We start from the raw sequence: 16,746 nt of genomic DNA on the forward strand, positions 1-16,746 counted from the left end.
GGGGGCGTCAAATATCTGCAAAGACGCCTTCCTGGGCGTCAACACAACTTCGACTAATTGTGCTGCCGGGGGCCTAGCCCGAGTAGAACTCGGACAACTCCGAGATGAGCTTGTCCGGTGCCTTGTTGGGCCCGTCATGCCCGAACCCGGGGAGGATGGTGTAGCTGGATCCGGACAGGACGTCGTGGATCTGGCCGCACGCGACTCCGAAGTATGCTGGACTCTTTTCGCCCACTACGATCAGGGTCTCCAGGGGCAGTTCAAGGAAAGGCTCGGCAGGCATGTCCGCGGCGATGACTGCTTTGATTTCGCGGACGCCGCAGGTCATCAGTTCGCGCATCTGCTTGCCCAATGGTGTCCCGGCTGCCAGCTTGTTGGCCAAGGTCAGCATGGACAGGGGCATTCGCGCGAAGGCGCCGCCGGTCTCCACTCCCTTGATGAGCACGGCGAGGGCGCGATCATAGTCTCCCGCCGCCGTCGCGCGTTCGTAGTCCGGTGTCCAGTCGGCTTTGACGCTGTGGTTGACCGAGACCGCGGGATCGTAAACCGCGAGGCGCTCGACCGGCAGCGTCCGGGCCGCGTGCAGTGCGACGGCGCCGCCGAAACTGTGCCCGAACACGTCGGTGCTGGACGTGTGCTTCATAACAGCTTCGAGGTCCCGAATGTCGGCTTCGAGCGTGTAATCCTCGGACTGCGGAGAGGAATCACCGCGGCCACGCCGGTTGAAAGTGTGAATGGGGCGGCCAAGGGCCTCGCTGAGTTTCTGGGCGAAACGCGTGTAGTCGGTGGCTGTCACCATGGAGGCAGGAACGACGACGACGCCGGAGCCTGCCGCTGCCAGCTCACCGCCCGTGGTGAGTACTTCGAGGTGTCCGCCGTCGTGGGTCATGATGATGTCGCGCGTCATGACTCGAGCCTAACCGAGCCACCTGAATGCGGGCAGCATGCTGGCGCTTATATGGACAAGTCAGCGCTTAAAGTAGTCCGTGATGTCGGAGACGAGTTCGTTGACCGCCGCCGGGACGGAGCCGTGGAAGCCCTTCGGGGAGACCTCCAACGTGCTGCCAGGGACGGCCCCGTTCAGGCGGGCTGCGGTGACCTTGTAGAACCGGGGACTCTTCTTGCCCACCATGAAGTGCGTGTTGGGAGGTAGGACCGAGAAATCCTGCGGCGTATCGGCGGCGTCGAAGGCTGCTTTGAGTTCACCGACACCCGACGGCATGAGCTCCCGGAAGAGCCTGTTGACCTTGGTCCCCGAGACCACTGCCATGAGTCCGGCCAATACCGGCTCCGGGACCCTGGCGAGGGCAGTTCCGGGATGCATGCCACGCTTCATCCGGGCCATCGCCCGTCCAACATTTCCCTGATTGACGGACTCCGCGAATCCGTCCAGCCAGTCTGTGTCCATGCTGCCGTCAATGTTCACGGCCGCGTCGTACACCGCGAGCTTGTCCGGTTGGTGGTGTGTGCCTGCGAACGCCTGGGCTGCATTGAGGGCTACGGCGCCACCCAAACTGTGGCCCATGAGGTTGCGGGCACCCGTGGCGTCCATGATGGTGCGGACGTCGGCGATTTCCGTAGCCATGGAGTAGTTGTGGGGTTGCTCGGTTGACTTTCCCCGGCCCCGGCGATCGTACACGTCCACAGCCCAGCCATCGCCCAGGCCTTTTGACAGGGCAACGGAGAAGGGGCGGTAGATCAATGCGGTGAGGAATGCACCTCCGATGAGCACTACGCGGCGTTCGCCGGGTGCGTCTTCCGTGCCGTAGCTATACAAGGCGAGGTTGCCGCCGTCGTGCGTTCTGATGTCCCGTTCCTTCACCGAAACATCCTAGGTGGCACTGGCGGGTTCTTCCTCCAGATGCTTCCCGGAGAGGAAACGCGCAATGCGCGACGCGAGGCGCTTCCCGGGCCGGAGCGGGCCTTCATGGAACTGCAGAGGCACAACCGCGAAGTCGATGGAGGGCACCGCCCCGGCCAGGATCCGGCCGGTCTCCGCGAAGTACGACGGACTCCAGCCGCCGCTGAGCATGAGCGTGGGGGTGGAGAGTTTCATGAAGTCGTGAAGGTGGGCGTCGGCATCGAGGACGGCCCGCATTTCCGTGACCGCAGTGGGTAGGAGGGAGCGCATCTCCAGTCCCAGCCGCGTTCGGGCGGAGAGGACGCTAAGCGCACGGAGCGCGCCCATGGGCAGGTAGGAAATCGGCCCCGCGGTTCCCAGCCCCTGCACCAAGTGGGCCCAGGCATGATCGAGCTGGCCCGCAGTCACGGCCTCCTCAAGTTCGGGCCGCCACCGGCCGCTGAGGTTGCCGGAGAGGGACACTGCCGCGTCATAGGTGACCAAACGGTTGATTCCGCCGCGGCGGGCGGCCTGCAACGCCACGAACCCGCCATAGCTGTGCGCCACAACATCCGTGGAGCCGCTCATTTCCATGACCGCTTGAAGGTCCGCGATCTCTGTGTCGACGGAATAGCCGGGCGGTTGCGGTGCGGATTGTCCGCGACCTCGGCGGTTGTAGCTGTGAACAGGGCGCCCCAGCATGACGCTCAACGTCCGCGCGAAAGGCCAATACAAGGAGTCGGTCACCAGCGTGCCATGAACAAGCACGACGCCGGCTGGTTCAGCGGGTGCCTTCGAACCCGGGAATGAAGCCCCCGACGCCGGCCGGAAGGTATGCACCTCAAGCTGCCCGCCGCCGTCGTTCGTTTCAACCGTCCACGTTTCCACAGCCCGAGTCTATGCGTTTCCCTGATCTTGATGCCCGGAAGTAAAGGCCCGCAATCACCGGTAAACTTAAGGACTGTGACTTCCGCAAACACCCCCGCCCTGAACACCTCCGCAGAGCCCATCGACGCCAGCGAGCAAATGCGCATCCGTATGGAGAAGCGCGCCAAGCTGATCGAGCGTGGCACCGAGGCCTATCCGGTGGGTGTTGAACGGACCCATTCCCTGAGCGAAATCCGCGAAAAGTACGCCCACCTGGAAGCCGATGAGACTACCGGCGATACTGTGGGCGTCACCGGCCGAGTCGTGTTCGTCCGCAACACCGGCAAGCTGTGCTTCGCAACCCTCCAGGAGGGCGGCGTGGACGGCAAGGGCGTTCGCCTTCAGGCGATGCTGAGCCTGGCGAATGTCGGCGAGGAAGCGCTGGCCGACTGGAAGGCACTGGTTGACCTTGGCGACCATGTCTTCATCAAGGGCGAGGTCATCTCATCCCGCCGCGGCGAGCTGTCCGTCATGGCCGACTCCTGGTCCATGGCGTCCAAGGCACTGCGTCCGCTGCCGGTCCTGCACGCGGAACTGAATGAGGAAACCCGCGTTCGGCAGCGCTACGTGGACCTCATGGTCCGCGACGAAGCCCGTGAAATGGTTTACAAGCGCGCTGCCATCACCCGCTCGGTCCGCGACACCCTTGACCGCCACGGCTATGTGGAGGTGGAAACCCCCATCCTGCAGCTGGTCCACGGCGGTGCTACGGCCCGCCCGTTCGAGACGCACATGAACGCGTTCGACCAGAAGATGACCTTGCGCATCGCAACTGAGCTGTTCCTCAAGCGCGCCGTTGTTGGTGGCATTGACCGCGTGTACGACATGGGGCGCGTGTTCCGCAACGAAGGCGTGGACTCCACTCACAGCCCCGAATTCACCACGCTTGAGTGCTACGAGGCATGGGCGGACCAGTTCGTCATGGCCGACCGCATGAAGGAAATCATCCTGAATGTGGCCGACGTCGTAGGTACCCGCACGATTCAGACGGAGGCCGGCGAAATAAACCTCGACGGCGAATGGGCTTGGATTTCGGTCTACCCGGGTATTTCTGAAGCGGTGGGAATTGAAATTACTCCCGACACCACAGTGGATGAGTTGCTGGCAATTGCTGCCAAGCACGAGGTCAAGGTGGACCCCAAGTGGGACGCCGAAAAGATCGTGGTTGAACTGTTCGGCGAGATTGTGGAACCCACCTTGCTGAACCCCACATTTGTCTACGACTACCCGCCCTCCGCGCAACCGCTGGCCCGCCCGCACCGCGAAGACGGCCGTCTCATTGAGGCCTGGGACCTGATCATCGGGGGAATGGAGCGCGGTACGGCGTTCTCCGAGCTCATTGACCCCGTAATCCAGCGTGAGCGCCTTACAGAGCAGTCCCGCCGCTCTGCTGCCGGCGATGAGGAAGCCATGCAGCTGGACGAGGACTTCCTCCGCGCCCTTGAATACGGCGCCCCGCCCATGGGCGGCATCGGGCTGGGGATTGACCGCCTGGTGATGCTGTTCACTGGCGCCGGTATCCGCGAAACCATCCTTTTCCCATTGCTGAAGCCTGAAGGTCACTGATCATGGAGTACATCGCAGTCCTTGCCCCGTCCATTGTGGTGGGATTGATCTTCTGGTTTGCCATGAAGTCGATCTTCAATGCGGACAAATCAGAACGGCAGGCCGAAGCCAAGGCACAGGCCGAAGCGAATTTGAAAAATTCAGGACCTGCATCCGAGGGCCCCGCAGCTAAATAGCCTTCCAATTGGGTTCCGCCCACTGAAGAGAATCCAATAACGCTTTGACGTGGGTGCTTGCCGTGAACGATAATCATCAAAGGAATCCGGGGAATTTCTGATTATCCAACCCTCCAAATGAGAGGCAACTCATGGCACAGAAAGTAAAAATCATCCTCGTCGATGACCTGGATGAAGGGGCAGCGGACGAAACTGTCCGCTTTGGCCTCGATGGCGTGAGCTACGAGATGGACCTGTCCACTGCCAACGCAGCCTCGCTGCGCAAGGCATTGGAGCCCTACGTTGCTAAGGCAAGGAAGACTTCTTCCGGCCGGGCAACCCGGGGCCGTGCTACAGCCGCACGTAACCAGGATTCCGCGCAAATCCGCCAATGGGCCCGTGACAACGGTTACACGGTCAACAGCCGCGGACGTATTCAGGCTGAAATTCAGGAAGCGTACCAAAAGGCAAATTCCTGATTCACCGATTCAATGCCCCGGCAGCCACTGCCGGGGCATTGGTGTTTAACCGGCCAGTTTGTGGTGGCTCTGCTGTGGGGCTTGGAATATTCTGTGAACCGCCTGTGTGGGGAAGGTCTGATTACAGACACTAATGCCCTCCGGGAAAGCGGTGGAACAACATGCCGCAAAATGTTCACGGGCGGCCGGCGTTCAGTCCACTCAGCCAAGGCGGGAGGGTGCCACCGAGGGGTAGCAGCGGTCAAGGGCTGGAACCGGATTTATTCCACAGCGGCGTCATGTTTCCCCTGTGGCGAACACGCTCCAAAAGTGTTGCTCCGGCACGTAGCATCAAAGTACGTCGTAGCTAGGAGTGTGGCGAAATGTTTGAGAGATTTACGGACCGTGCCCGTCGCGTGGTCGTCCTTGCCCAAGAAGAGGCACGGATGCTCAACCACAATTACATCGGTACCGAGCACATCCTCTTGGGTCTTATCCACGAGGGTGAAGGCGTTGCTGCCAAGGCGCTCGAGTCCCTGAGCATTTCGCTCGATGGCGTTCGCGAACAGGTGCAGGAGATCATTGGCCAGGGCCAGCAAGCCCCGTCCGGTCACATCCCCTTCACTCCGCGCGCCAAGAAGGTGCTTGAGCTTTCCCTTCGGGAGGCACTGCAGCTCGGCCATAACTACATCGGGACTGAGCACATCCTGCTCGGCCTCATTCGCGAAGGCGAAGGCGTAGCCGCCCAGGTGCTGGTCAAGCTTGGTGCGGACCTTAACCGGGTCCGCCAGCAGGTCATCCAGTTGCTCTCCGGCTACCAGGGCAAGGAGGCCGCAGGCAGCGGCTCGGGCCAGGGCCAGCCGGAAGGTACCCCTGCCGGTTCGGTGGTGCTTGACCAGTTCGGACGCAACCTGACCCAGGCTGCCCGCGAAAACAAGCTCGATCCTGTGATCGGCCGCGAGCAGGAGATGGAACGCGTCATGCAGGTCCTCTCCCGCCGTACAAAGAACAACCCGGTCCTGATCGGTGAGCCCGGCGTCGGTAAGACTGCCGTCGTCGAAGGTCTCGCCCAGGCGATCGTCCGCGGCGACGTCCCGGAAACCATCAAGGACAAGCAGCTGTACACGCTTGACCTCGGTTCCCTGGTTGCCGGTTCCCGCTACCGCGGTGACTTCGAAGAGCGCCTGAAGAAGGTCCTCAAGGAGATCCGCACCCGCGGCGACATCATCCTCTTCATCGACGAGATCCACACCCTCGTTGGTGCAGGTGCTGCCGAAGGCGCCATCGATGCTGCGTCCATCCTGAAGCCGATGCTGGCCCGTGGCGAACTCCAGACCATTGGTGCCACCACGCTGGATGAATACCGCAAGCACATTGAGAAGGACGCTGCTCTTGAGCGCCGCTTCCAGCCGATCCAGGTCAAGGAACCTTCTGTCGCTCACGCGATCGAGATCCTCAAGGGCCTGCGTGACCGTTACGAGGCACACCACCGCGTGACGATTACCGACGGCGCCCTCGCCTCAGCTGCGCAGCTGGCCGAACGCTACATCTCGGACCGCTTCCTGCCGGACAAGGCGATCGACCTCATCGATGAAGCCGGCGCCCGCCTGCGCATCCGCCGCATGACCGCTCCGCCGGAGCTCAAGGCCATGGACGAGCGCATCGCGGAAGTGAAGATGGAGAAGGAATCCGCCATCGACGCCCAGGACTTTGAGGGTGCTGCCTCGCTGCGCGACAAGGAGCAGAAGCTCATTGCCGAACGGGCAGAGAAGGAACGCACCTGGAAGTCCGGCGGCATGGACGATATCTCCGAGGTTGACGAGGACCTGATCGCTGAAGTTCTCGCGAACTCCACCGGCATCCCCGTCTTCAAGCTCACCGAGGAAGAGTCCTCGCGCCTGCTCAAGATGGAAGACGAACTGCACAAGCGGGTCGTCGGTCAGAACGAGGCCATCAAGGCCTTGTCACAGGCCATCCGCCGCACCCGTGCAGGCCTGAAGGATCCCAAGCGCCCCGGTGGCTCGTTCATCTTCGCCGGCCCCACCGGCGTGGGCAAGACCGAGCTCGCCAAGGCCCTTGCAGAGTTCCTGTTCGGTGAAGAGGACGCCCTCATCACGCTGGACATGTCCGAGTACTCCGAGAAGCACACGGTTTCGCGTCTCTTCGGTGCACCTCCGGGCTATGTCGGCTACGAAGAAGGCGGCCAGCTGACCGAGAAGGTCCGCCGGCGTCCGTTCTCCGTGGTCCTGTTCGATGAAGTGGAGAAGGCCCACGCGGACCTCTTCAACTCGCTGCTGCAGATTCTGGAAGACGGCCGACTGACCGACTCCCAGGGCCGAGTGGTGGACTTCAAGAACACTGTGATCATCATGACCACCAACCTTGGTACCCGCGATATCTCCAAGAGCGTGGCAACGGGCTTCCAGTCCGGCACGGACACCCAGACCGGCTACAACCGGATGCGTGCCCGGGTCACGGAAGAGCTCAAGCAGCACTTCCGTCCCGAGTTCCTCAACCGTGTTGACGACGTCGTGGTGTTCCCGCAGCTGACACAGGACGAGATCATCGAGATCGTGGACCTGTTCGTCACCCGCTTGGAGCGACGCCTCAAGGACAAGGACATGGGCATCGAGCTCACCCCCGCTGCCAAGGTTCTCCTGGCCACGCGTGGTTACGATCCCGCCATGGGTGCCCGGCCGTTGCGCCGCACCATCCAGCGCGAGATCGAGGACCAGCTGTCCGAGAAGATCCTGTTCGGCGAACTCCACTCCGGTGACATCGTTGTGGTGGACGTTGACGGCGAAGGTGACGACGCCAAGTTCACCTTCGAAGGCAACGCCAAGCCGCGTATCCCGGAGATCGCTCCGACCGCATAGGGCGCTACAGCACTTAGCCCCGTCCGCTCCCGCAAGGAGCGGGCGGGGCTTTTGCTTTGTCCGGCCAGGAAGTTCTGTACGGATAAAGCCCTTATGGTGGCTTCTAGATAGCTCTATTCATACGAAAGACGGCAGCGGGAAGTAGTGGTGGCATGCGGATACTCATGGTGGCTCCGGGGACGCGCGGGGACGTCGCGCATATGGCCGGGCTGGGTAGCAGCCTGCAGAGCTTGGGCTACGAGGTGGCGATTGCGGCCAACCCCGCCTACGCAGCTCTTGTTGTTGAGTCGGGTTGCGAGTTCAAGCCGTTGCCTGGGGACCTGACCGAGTTGATCACGCAGCCAGCGCCCGGTGCCACGGCTTCCTCCGGAAGCGTGCTCACCTTTTGGCGGAAGCTCACCGACTATATGGACAACGCTGCCACGGGCGCCCTGGCAGCGGCCGAGGCCGGCGCCGACGTGATCCTGGCCAATTCGGTGGCGCCCTATGCATACGACATCGCGGAAGCCATGGGCATTCCGGCCCTCGGCGCACATTTGCAGCCCACGGAACCCAGCGCAGCGTATCCACCTGTGATCATGAATTCGGCCCGAAGCCTTGGTGCGTGGGGAAACAAGATCATTGGCCAGCGCGCAGCGGCAGGCCCGGCGCCTTACGATGCCCCCAGTGCGCGTCTTCGCAAGGAGCTGGGGTTGGGCAAGCAGAGCCGCGCGGCCGGTGAGCGCCGCCGTCGTAAAGCGAATGCCACTATTCTTCACGGCATCAGTCCCTCGGTCCTGCCAAGGCCTGCTGACTGGCACCCGGGCCTGGTTATGGCCGGATATTGGTGGCCGGCAATGAAGCCGGACTGGCAACCGCCAACGGACCTCCTGGACTTCCTCGCCGACGGTACCCCGCCCGTTTTTGTTGGCTTTGGAAGCAGCGCCCAAATTGATCCAGCATTCATTCTTGAGGCCACCCGCCGGGCTGGAGTGCGGGCTGTTGTGCAGGGCGTTGAGGGCGCGCTGGGCGACGATGCGATCGCCGTCGGTAGCATTCCGCATGAATGGCTGTTCCCGCGGATGGCGGCAGTGGTTCACCATGCCGGAGCGGGAACGACAGCGGCCGGCTTCCGGGCCGGCGTGCCGGCCGTGGGGATTCCGGTGTACACGGATCAGCCGCTCTGGGCTTCACGGATCGCGTCGCTCGGGGCGGGTCCCCGGCCGATTCCCTACAAGATGTTGACTCCGGAGCGCCTTGGTGACGCCATTACGGAAGCTGTCAGCACGCCGTCGTACGCGAAGAGGGCAGCGGAAGTGTCGGCCGCCATCGCGACTGAAGATGGAACCGGGCCAGTGGTCGAAGCCCTGCAAAACCTGCCATCCAAGTAGCAGCAGGGCGCGTTTTGAGCACTCAAAACGCGCTCTGCTGCGACTTACTTGGGTGAATATGTGAAAGTACTGTTTCACTGTGAGTGAACCACGCTGTGATCGGTGGCACAATCCGTGTTGAATCGGAACATGGACTCTGCTGACACCCGGGGCGGGCAGCCCGAAACCCCGTTTCACGACATCGACCATTACCTCGCCATCCCTCGGGTTGGCGGCCTCACGCTCAGCCCGGATGGCAAGCGCCTGGTCACCACTGTGACGACGCTGAACGCCCAGGGAACTGAGTTCGCCACCGCACTCTGGGAACTCGACCCCAGTGGCCGGAAACACGCCCGCCGCATTACCCGCAGCTCCAAGGGCGAAGCAGGTGCGGTCTTTGCTGCCAACGGCGACCTCTACTTCACATCGGCGCGCCCTGATCCGGAGAGCCCTGACGCCGACCCCGTCAATGCACTGTGGCTGCTGCCCGCCGACGGGGGAGAGGCGCGTGTGGTGCACTCACGTGCAGGCGGCATCGCTTCAGTGATGGCCGCCAAGAATGCGGACGTCACCTTCGTCAACGCCGAGGTCCTGGCCGGATCTGCCGACGAAGCGAACGACGAGGAACGCCGCAAGGCACGCAAGGACAACAAGGTCTCGGCCATCTTGCACAGCGGCTATCCGGTCCGGTACTGGGATGCCGACCTTGGCCCGGCCGAGCCGCGGCTCTTCGCCGTGGAGCAAGGTGCGGAAGAAGAGCCCGGCAAACCCTCCACAGTGGATGCATCAGCGCCGCTCCAACTCCGGAACCTGACGGCCGGCGTCGGGAGTTCGCTGCGCGAAGCCAAAACAGTGGTGAGCCCGGACGGCAAGACCATCTACACCAGCATGACCAAGGCGCTGGCGAAGGCTGACAGTCGTGAGGTGCTCGCCGCCGTCGACGTCGCCACCGGGACCGTTAAGGTGCTGCTCGACCACGAAGGCATGAGCTACTTCCCCGGACCGGTCAGTCCTGACAATCGGACCCTGGTAGTCCAGAGCGAGAGCGACACGACGCCCACGCAGGCTCCCCACGTGAAATTGCACCTGGTGGACGTCAGCGGCGGCGAGACCGCGGATCTTGAGCCACTCGCGCACCAGTGGGACCGTTGGGCTACGCCCCTCGCATGGCTCCCGGACGGCACTGCGGTCCTGGTAGCAGCGGACGACGACGGCGCGGGGCCGCTTTTCCGGATCGACGTCGCGGACGGTGCTGTCACCCGGGTGACGCCGGATGCTGCCGCCTATGCCGACGTCGTGGTTTCTCCGGACGGGACCACGGCGTATGCGCTTCGAAGCTCGTACGAATTCCCTGCAGAAGCCGTTCGGATCAACCTCGCCACCGGCGAAGTGGTCCGGTTGCAGGCGCCGGCGGAGCGACCCCTCTACAGGGGTCGCCTTGAACGCGTGGAAACGACGGCCGAAGATGGCTCGCGCGTACCGGCGTACTTGGCGCTCCCGGAAGGTGCCTCTGCGGGCAATCCGGCACCGCTGTTGCTTTGGATCCACGGAGGACCGCTGAACTCCTGGAATGCCTGGACATGGCGCTGGAACCCGTGGTTGCTCGTGGCCAAGGGCTACGCCGTTCTCCTGCCTGATCCTGCCCTCTCCACCGGGTACGGGCAGGAATTCATCCAGCGCGGTTGGGGCGAATGGGGAAAGAAGCCCTTCACCGACCTCATGACCATCACGGACGCAGTGGTTGCCCGGCCGGACATCGACGAATCGCGGACCGCGGCCATGGGTGGATCCTTCGGCGGCTATATGGCCAACTGGGTTGCCGGGCAAACTGACCGCTTCAAGGCGATCGTCACCCACGCAAGCCTCTGGGCGCTGGACCAGTTCGGCCCCACCACCGACGCGGCGCAGTACTGGCTCAAGGAAATGACCGTGGAAATGGCGATGGAGAACTCGCCGCACCTGAACGTGGGCAACATCAAGACGCCTATGCTCGTCATCCACGGAGACAAGGACTACCGCGTACCCATCGGCGAAGGACTGCGCCTCTGGTATGAACTCCTGTCCTCATCGCAGCTGCCCGCCGACGACAACGGCCAGAGCCCGCACCGCTTCCTGTACTTCCCGGACGAGAACCACTGGGTCCTGCAGCCGCAGCACGCGAAGGTTTGGTACGGCGTAGTGGAACACTTCCTGGCAAAGCAGGTGCTGGGCGAGGAAGTTGCTTTGCCGGAGGAGCTGGGGTTGTAGTCCGTTGCTTAGTCCGGCGCTGGTCCTGGGTCATTTGCCGCGTGCTCGCTCGTTCCTCGCTTAGACGCACGCTATGCAAAAGTCTCAGGTCCAGCGCCTCGCGGGTGGGACTCGCTCACGTCCGGGTGTAAGTAACGGGGCGCCTGGCAGCTGTGTGCCTCGCTAGGATGGGGGAGTGAATTCGACCTTTAGCCTTCGCCCTGCCCGCACCAGTGATGTGGCGGCCATCAAGAGGCTTGTGGCGCCCCTGGCCGAGGAACGGATTCTCATGGCCAAGGAGACGGTGGCGTACTACGAGAGCCTCCAGGAATTCCGGATCGCCGAGTCTGATGAGGGTGAAGTCATTGGCTGTGGGGCCCTCCATGTGATGTGGGAGGACCTTGCAGAGATCCGCACCCTTGCCGCGGCTGACTCCTGGCGTGGGCGGGGTGTGGGTCACGTCTTGGTGGAGAACCTGCTGGAGGAAGCCCGGGCCCTTGGCGTGAGCCGCGTGTTTTGCCTGACTTTTGAGGTGGACTTCTTCAAGCGCCACGGGTTCGAAGTCATGGCGGACCAGTCTGCGGTGGATCCTCAGGTGTACTCCGAGCTGCTGCGCTCGCATGACGAAGGCGTGGCGGAGTTCCTGGATCTTGCTCGCGTGAAGCCCAATACTCTGGGCAACACCCGCATGATCAAGCAGCTTTAGCGCCCTCGGATAGCACTCTCGCGCTCCTGATGCTGCGCCCACACGGCGGGTCGATCAACCCTGCCCGATTATGAGTGATTTATTAGCTCTTCTCTTATATCCAGTTGATGGATAAACTGGTCTAGGCTTGCTGGGGAAGCTTCCACCACATCGGTCAATTGAGAGAAGATCATGCAGTCCCACGCGTCCTTTTCAGATGTTTCAGAACTCCAACTCAGCGTGCGCGGTCCCGTGTTCACGCCTGCCGATCCGGGCTTTGCTCCCGAAGTAGCGGCCTTCAACCTCTCTACACAACATCAACCTGATCTGGCCTGCGGCGCCCTCGATGCAGAGGACGTTTCCACGGCTATTCGCTGGGCGGCAGAGCGGGGAATGCCCGTCGCCGTCCAATCCACCGGACATGGTGCCACCAACGCCATTGAAGGCGGCCTGCTCATCAGCACCCGACGAATGCTGGAACTCAGCATCGATCCCATCGAGAAGACGGCCCGTGTCGGTGCGGGCGTCCGCTGGAAGGCCGTGGTGGATCTCGCCGCTACCTTCGGCTTGATGGGGCTCTGCGGTTCCACCACCGACGTCGGAGTGGTGGGCTACACCTTGGGCGGCGGCCTGCCCATCCTGGGGCGCAAATACGGCTTCGCTTCAGACCACGTGATTGCTTTCGAGCTCGTCACCGCCGACGGCACGCAGCGCCGGGTGACCAAGGACGAGAACTCGGAGCTGTTCTACCTCCTCCGGGGCGGCAAGGGGAACCTGGGCATCGTCACTGCCATGGAATTCCACCTCTTCCCGGGATCGGACCTCTTTGCCGGCGGGCTGTATTACGACGGCGAGCATGCCGCTGCGGTCCTCGAGCAGTTCAGCGATTGGGTGACCTCGCTCCCCCAGGAGGCATCGGCGTCGTTGGCTTTCCTGCGGTTGCCGGACATGGACATCGTTCCCGAGCCGCTGCGCGGTAAGTTCGTCGTTCATCTTCGTTACGCCTACCAGGGTGACGCGGCGGTGGCCTCGCAGTTGCTGGAGCCGATGCGCCAGAGTGCGCCTTTCATGATGGACGGGACCGGTCCATTGGATGCCACACAGTTCGACATGATCCATCAGGACCCGGACCAGCCCGTGCCCGTGCGCGAGCGGGGCTTCCTGTTGGACCGTTTGGACAGTGGAGCAAAAGAGGCCATCCTGCGGCACTTCGGCCCCGGCGTCGAAAGTCCCGTGTTGATGGCTGAGCTGCGGCTGCTCGGCGGCGCCTTGGCCAAGAGCGCCGAAGGCGAGGACACCGTTGGCGCCCGCGATGCCGCGTTCAGCTTCTTCATGGCAGGCATGGCGGTCCCGCCGCTGGCGGAGCTGCTTCCGGTAGTGTTCGACGCCGTTCGTGAGGACCTGCGCGACGCCTCCAATGGCGGGACTTTCGTGAACCTGCACGGCCACTTTGTTGACGCTGAGGACCGGGAGCGGGCCTGGGGCCCGACAGTCCGCGAACGGCTGAGGAAGGCCAAAGCGGAGCTTGATCCGAAGAACATGTTCAGTTTCGGGCACGTTGTGGGGCTTCCGGTCATTGATCAGACCGTGCTGCTCGAGGACGTCGTCACCGCCGGCGGCGACGCCGTCCTGAACAGCTGAAGGGGATGCGGACAATGGACCATAGGGTCACGTTCCCGGATTTCTCCGCTTTTCAGATCGACATTCCCCACGGGTCATGGCCGCACGAAGCCTCATGGCAGGACGCGGGGCACTCGAACCCGGATCTGTACTCGGCCTTCTGGCCGGAGTACCGGGCCCGGAATGAGTCCGAGGTGGTGACAACACAAGCCGCCGAGGATTAGCGGATCCGAAAGGGACAGTCATTGGGGGCTGTCCCTTCCGCTTTTAAGCAGTGGGCACCGTTCTTAGGCGCCGGCACAGCTATTTATGCACAGGCAAGGCCGCTAGGCCTACCGTGGCCCCAGCCGCCGGTAGTAGGGTCGGAGCACCAGCCACAGCACGCCCAGGAGCATCACATGAAAAAGCTCATCAATGATCCACGCGCCGTGGTGGACGAGTCCGTTGAAGGTTTCGGCATGGCCCATGCCGACATCGTGGACGTCCATCCCGAGCCCAAATACGTCATCCGGAAAGGTGCTCCTGTAGCGGGCAAAGTCGCCCTGATTTCCGGCGGAGGCAGCGGCCACGAGCCACTGCATGCGGGCTTCGTGGGCCTCGGCATGCTGGACGCGGCAGTCCCCGGCGCAGTCTTCACCTCGCCTACACCCGACCAAATCATCCCCGCGACCGTGGCGGTGGACTCAGGCGCCGGCGTCGTCCATATCGTGAAAAACTACACTGGCGATGTCCTGAACTTCGAAACCGCCGCCGAAATGGCTCAAGCCGAAGGCGTTCACGTACGTTCGGTGCTGGTGAACGACGACGTCGCGGTGGAGGATTCGCTGTACACGGCTGGCCGGCGCGGAGTTGGCGGAACTGTCCTTGTGGAAAAGATCGCAGGTGCATCCGCCCAGCGTGGCGACGATCTTGACGCGGTCACGGCCATCGCCGAGCGCGTGGTGGCCAATGTGCGGACCATGGGTGTGGCCCTGTCCGGCTGCACGGTTCCGCACGCCGGGACGCCGAGCTTTGAGCTCGCGGAAGATGAGATCGAGATTGGCATCGGCATCCACGGTGAGCCTGGCCGGCACAAGATCGCAATGGAAAACGCTGACGCCATCACGGACCGCCTCTTGGAGCCTGTCCTTGAGGACCTTGCCCTCGCATCCGGGGACAAGGTGCTGCTGTTCGTCAACGGCATGGGCGGGACCCCTCAAAGCGAGCTGTACATCGTGTACCGGCGGGCGGCCCAGGTCCTCGCCGAGCGTGGCGTCACCGTGGAGCGCTCCCTGGTGGGGAACTACGTGACGTCCCTGGAGATGCAGGGATGCTCAGTGTCGGTGCTGCGCCTCGATGAGGAGATGACCAGGCTCTGGGACGCTCCCGTCCACACGGCTGCCCTGCGGTGGGGAGCGTGAGCATGGGGTTGGATGTTGATTGGGCTGTTGATTGGCTGAAGCTCTCCGCAAAAGCAATGGCCGAGCACCGGGTGGAACTGATTGAGTTGGACCGTGCCATTGGCGACTCGGACCACGGCGAGAACATGGACCGAGGTTTTCAAGCCGTGCTGCAGAAGCTCGATGAGACCCCGCCTGAAACTCCGGGAGCAGCATTGAAAGCTGCGGCGATGGCGCTCATGTCCAAGGTGGGTGGGGCTGCGGGACCGCTCTACGGCACAGCGTATCTGCGGGCCGCTACCTCTTTGGGGGACATCAGCGATATTGATGCAGAGGCGCTGGCTTCGGCCCTCGCAGCCGCCCGGGATGGGGTGGTGGCCAGAGGTAAAGCCGAGCTCGGGGATAAGACGATGATCGACGCTTGGACGCCGGCGGTTGAAGCGGCCCAAATGGCCGCAACGGGCGGCTCTGACCCCGTTGGCGTGTTGGAAGCGGCCGCGGAAGCTGCCGAAACAGGGGCCATGGCCACGGATCCGTTGGTGGCACGCAAAGGCCGGGCCAGCTATCTGGGGGAGCGCAGCGCAGGGCATCGCGACCCTGGCGCCGCTTCAACCGCTCTGCTCCTTCGCGCGGCCGCAGCTGCAGCTGCAGGCTCCACCGGTGACACGGGAACCGACGCCGTATGACAGTGGGGATAGTGGTTGTATCGCACAGCAGCAAGATCGCTGAGGGAGCGGTGGAACTTGCCGCGCAGATGGCTCCCGACGTCGAACTGGTTGCCGCCGGAGGAACCGACGACCAGCGCATCGGAACCAGCCTTGAGAAGGTGCTTGCCGCCGTCGAACAGTCCCTGGTGGATTCCGGCGGCGATGGCGTGGTAGTGCTGACCGATCTGGGTTCGGCCGTGATGACAGCGGAGTCGGCGGTGGAGTTCGCCAGCGATCCGGACGCTGTGCTCCTTGCTGATGCGCCGCTGGTTGAGGGGCTCGTGGCCGCAGCCGTCGCCGCGCAAGGAGGTGCCGGCGTCGAGGATGTTCGCAGAGCGGCAGAGGCTGTGGCTTTTGGCAACATGCCCGCAGGCGTGGGGGGTCCCGAGATCCCCGACGCCAAGGATGAACCAGACGCAAGCGGCGACTTCCAGGTCATCAACCCCCTCGGAATGCATGCACGGCCTGCCGCGAAAATCGCCGGAGGCCTGTCCGGGCTGGACGCGGAGGTGACGGTCAACGGCGTCGACGGGATGTCCATCATGGCGCTGATGGCGCTCGCTGCGGGTAAGGGTTCCACCCTGCGGGTCGAAGCCCGCGGCAAGGATTCGTTGAAGGCGGTTGAATACGTGGGGCGGCTTGTGGAGGAAGGGTTCGGGGAGCTCTAGTTCAGGGAGATTTTCTCTCAAATATTGCTAAGTACACTGATTAGTGATGTTGTAGAGGTACAGGTTCACTACAAGGAAGAGGTGCGACACATGGGTGCTGACGACAAGATGGAGAACGCTGGCGAGAAGCTCGGTGGCAAGGCTAAGGAAGCCGCCGGAAAGCTGACGGACAACGAGCGACTGGAAGCCGAAGGCAAGGGCGACCAGACGAAGGCCGACCTCAAGGGCGCCGGCGAGAAGCTTAAAGACGCTTTCAAGAAGGACTAAGAATCCAGGCAGGGCCGCTGCAA

16 protein-coding genes are annotated in these 16,746 nt (G+C 63.0%); 13 read left to right on the forward strand and 3 right to left on the reverse strand.

Annotated features, from left to right (window positions below; genetic code table 11):
- Window positions 1-73 precede the first annotated feature (73 nt).
- From KCX59_RS00785 to KCX59_RS00795, 3 genes are read right to left on the reverse strand one after another with little or no spacing between them, the layout of a single operon-like run.
- On the reverse strand, window positions 74-907 hold the full coding sequence (locus KCX59_RS00785; RefSeq protein WP_091464543.1) for an alpha/beta fold hydrolase: 834 nt from the start codon (window positions 905-907) through the stop codon (window positions 74-76).
- 60 nt (window positions 908-967) lie between these two features.
- Window positions 968-1,822 carry an alpha/beta fold hydrolase gene (locus tag KCX59_RS00790; protein WP_179017420.1) on the reverse strand — a complete coding sequence of 285 codons (855 nt, stop codon included), beginning with the start codon at window positions 1,820-1,822 and terminating at the stop codon, window positions 968-970.
- A 9-nt stretch (window positions 1,823-1,831) separates the two neighbouring features.
- Window positions 1,832-2,728: an alpha/beta fold hydrolase gene (locus tag KCX59_RS00795; RefSeq protein ID WP_179017421.1), complete on the reverse strand. Its 897-nt coding sequence runs from the start codon at window positions 2,726-2,728 to the stop codon at window positions 1,832-1,834.
- Window positions 2,729-2,803: 75 nt separating this feature from the next.
- On the opposite strand from KCX59_RS00795, the gene lysS reads away from it, so the two are divergent.
- From lysS to KCX59_RS00860, 13 genes are all read left to right on the forward strand, one after another.
- Window positions 2,804-4,333, forward strand: a complete 1,530-nt coding sequence (gene lysS / locus KCX59_RS00800; RefSeq protein ID WP_178994060.1) for a lysine--tRNA ligase — start codon at window positions 2,804-2,806, stop codon at window positions 4,331-4,333.
- Between the two features lie 2 nt (window positions 4,334-4,335).
- Complete coding sequence (locus tag KCX59_RS00805; protein ID WP_011772935.1) at window positions 4,336-4,509, forward strand: hypothetical protein; 174 nt, start codon at window positions 4,336-4,338, stop codon at window positions 4,507-4,509.
- 131 nt (window positions 4,510-4,640) lie between these two features.
- Window positions 4,641-4,967: a histone-like nucleoid-structuring protein Lsr2 gene (locus KCX59_RS00810; protein ID WP_014920382.1), complete on the forward strand. Its 327-nt coding sequence runs from the start codon at window positions 4,641-4,643 to the stop codon at window positions 4,965-4,967.
- Between the two features lie 362 nt (window positions 4,968-5,329).
- Complete coding sequence (locus KCX59_RS00815; protein WP_178994058.1) at window positions 5,330-7,822, forward strand: ATP-dependent Clp protease ATP-binding subunit; 2,493 nt, start codon at window positions 5,330-5,332, stop codon at window positions 7,820-7,822.
- 152 nt (window positions 7,823-7,974) lie between these two features.
- Window positions 7,975-9,192 (forward strand): glycosyltransferase, encoded by a 1,218-nt coding sequence (locus KCX59_RS00820; RefSeq protein ID WP_179017422.1) that lies wholly within the window; start codon window positions 7,975-7,977, stop codon window positions 9,190-9,192.
- Between the two features lie 129 nt (window positions 9,193-9,321).
- Window positions 9,322-11,418 (forward strand): S9 family peptidase, encoded by a 2,097-nt coding sequence (locus tag KCX59_RS00825; RefSeq protein WP_179017423.1) that lies wholly within the window; start codon window positions 9,322-9,324, stop codon window positions 11,416-11,418.
- A 175-nt stretch (window positions 11,419-11,593) separates the two neighbouring features.
- Entirely contained in the window at window positions 11,594-12,103 is a 510-nt protein-coding gene (locus KCX59_RS00830; protein ID WP_017197002.1) for an amino-acid N-acetyltransferase, read from the forward strand.
- A gap of 171 nt (window positions 12,104-12,274) precedes the next feature.
- Complete coding sequence (locus KCX59_RS00835; RefSeq protein WP_179017424.1) at window positions 12,275-13,723, forward strand: FAD-binding oxidoreductase; 1,449 nt, start codon at window positions 12,275-12,277, stop codon at window positions 13,721-13,723.
- A 14-nt stretch (window positions 13,724-13,737) separates the two neighbouring features.
- Window positions 13,738-13,926 carry a hypothetical protein gene (locus tag KCX59_RS00840; RefSeq protein ID WP_091467430.1) on the forward strand — a complete coding sequence of 63 codons (189 nt, stop codon included), beginning with the start codon at window positions 13,738-13,740 and terminating at the stop codon, window positions 13,924-13,926.
- Between the two features lie 174 nt (window positions 13,927-14,100).
- Window positions 14,101-15,102 carry a dihydroxyacetone kinase subunit DhaK gene (gene dhaK / locus KCX59_RS00845; protein ID WP_179017425.1) on the forward strand — a complete coding sequence of 334 codons (1,002 nt, stop codon included), beginning with the start codon at window positions 14,101-14,103 and terminating at the stop codon, window positions 15,100-15,102.
- 2 nt (window positions 15,103-15,104) lie between these two features.
- A complete protein-coding gene (dhaL, locus tag KCX59_RS00850) occupies window positions 15,105-15,767 on the forward strand; it encodes a dihydroxyacetone kinase subunit DhaL (RefSeq protein WP_179017426.1) in 663 nt (220 codons plus the stop codon).
- Complete coding sequence (gene dhaM / locus KCX59_RS00855) at window positions 15,764-16,456, forward strand: dihydroxyacetone kinase phosphoryl donor subunit DhaM (protein ID WP_179017427.1); 693 nt, start codon at window positions 15,764-15,766, stop codon at window positions 16,454-16,456. The genes dhaL and dhaM overlap by 4 nt, the downstream gene beginning before the upstream one ends.
- A 90-nt stretch (window positions 16,457-16,546) precedes the next feature.
- Complete coding sequence (locus KCX59_RS00860; protein ID WP_035760998.1) at window positions 16,547-16,723, forward strand: CsbD family protein; 177 nt, start codon at window positions 16,547-16,549, stop codon at window positions 16,721-16,723.
- Window positions 16,724-16,746: the final 23 nt, after the last annotated feature.

This window comes from Paenarthrobacter nitroguajacolicus (genome assembly GCF_051027655.1).
In the GTDB taxonomy this organism is placed as follows: domain Bacteria; phylum Actinomycetota; class Actinomycetes; order Actinomycetales; family Micrococcaceae; genus Arthrobacter; species Arthrobacter nitroguajacolicus.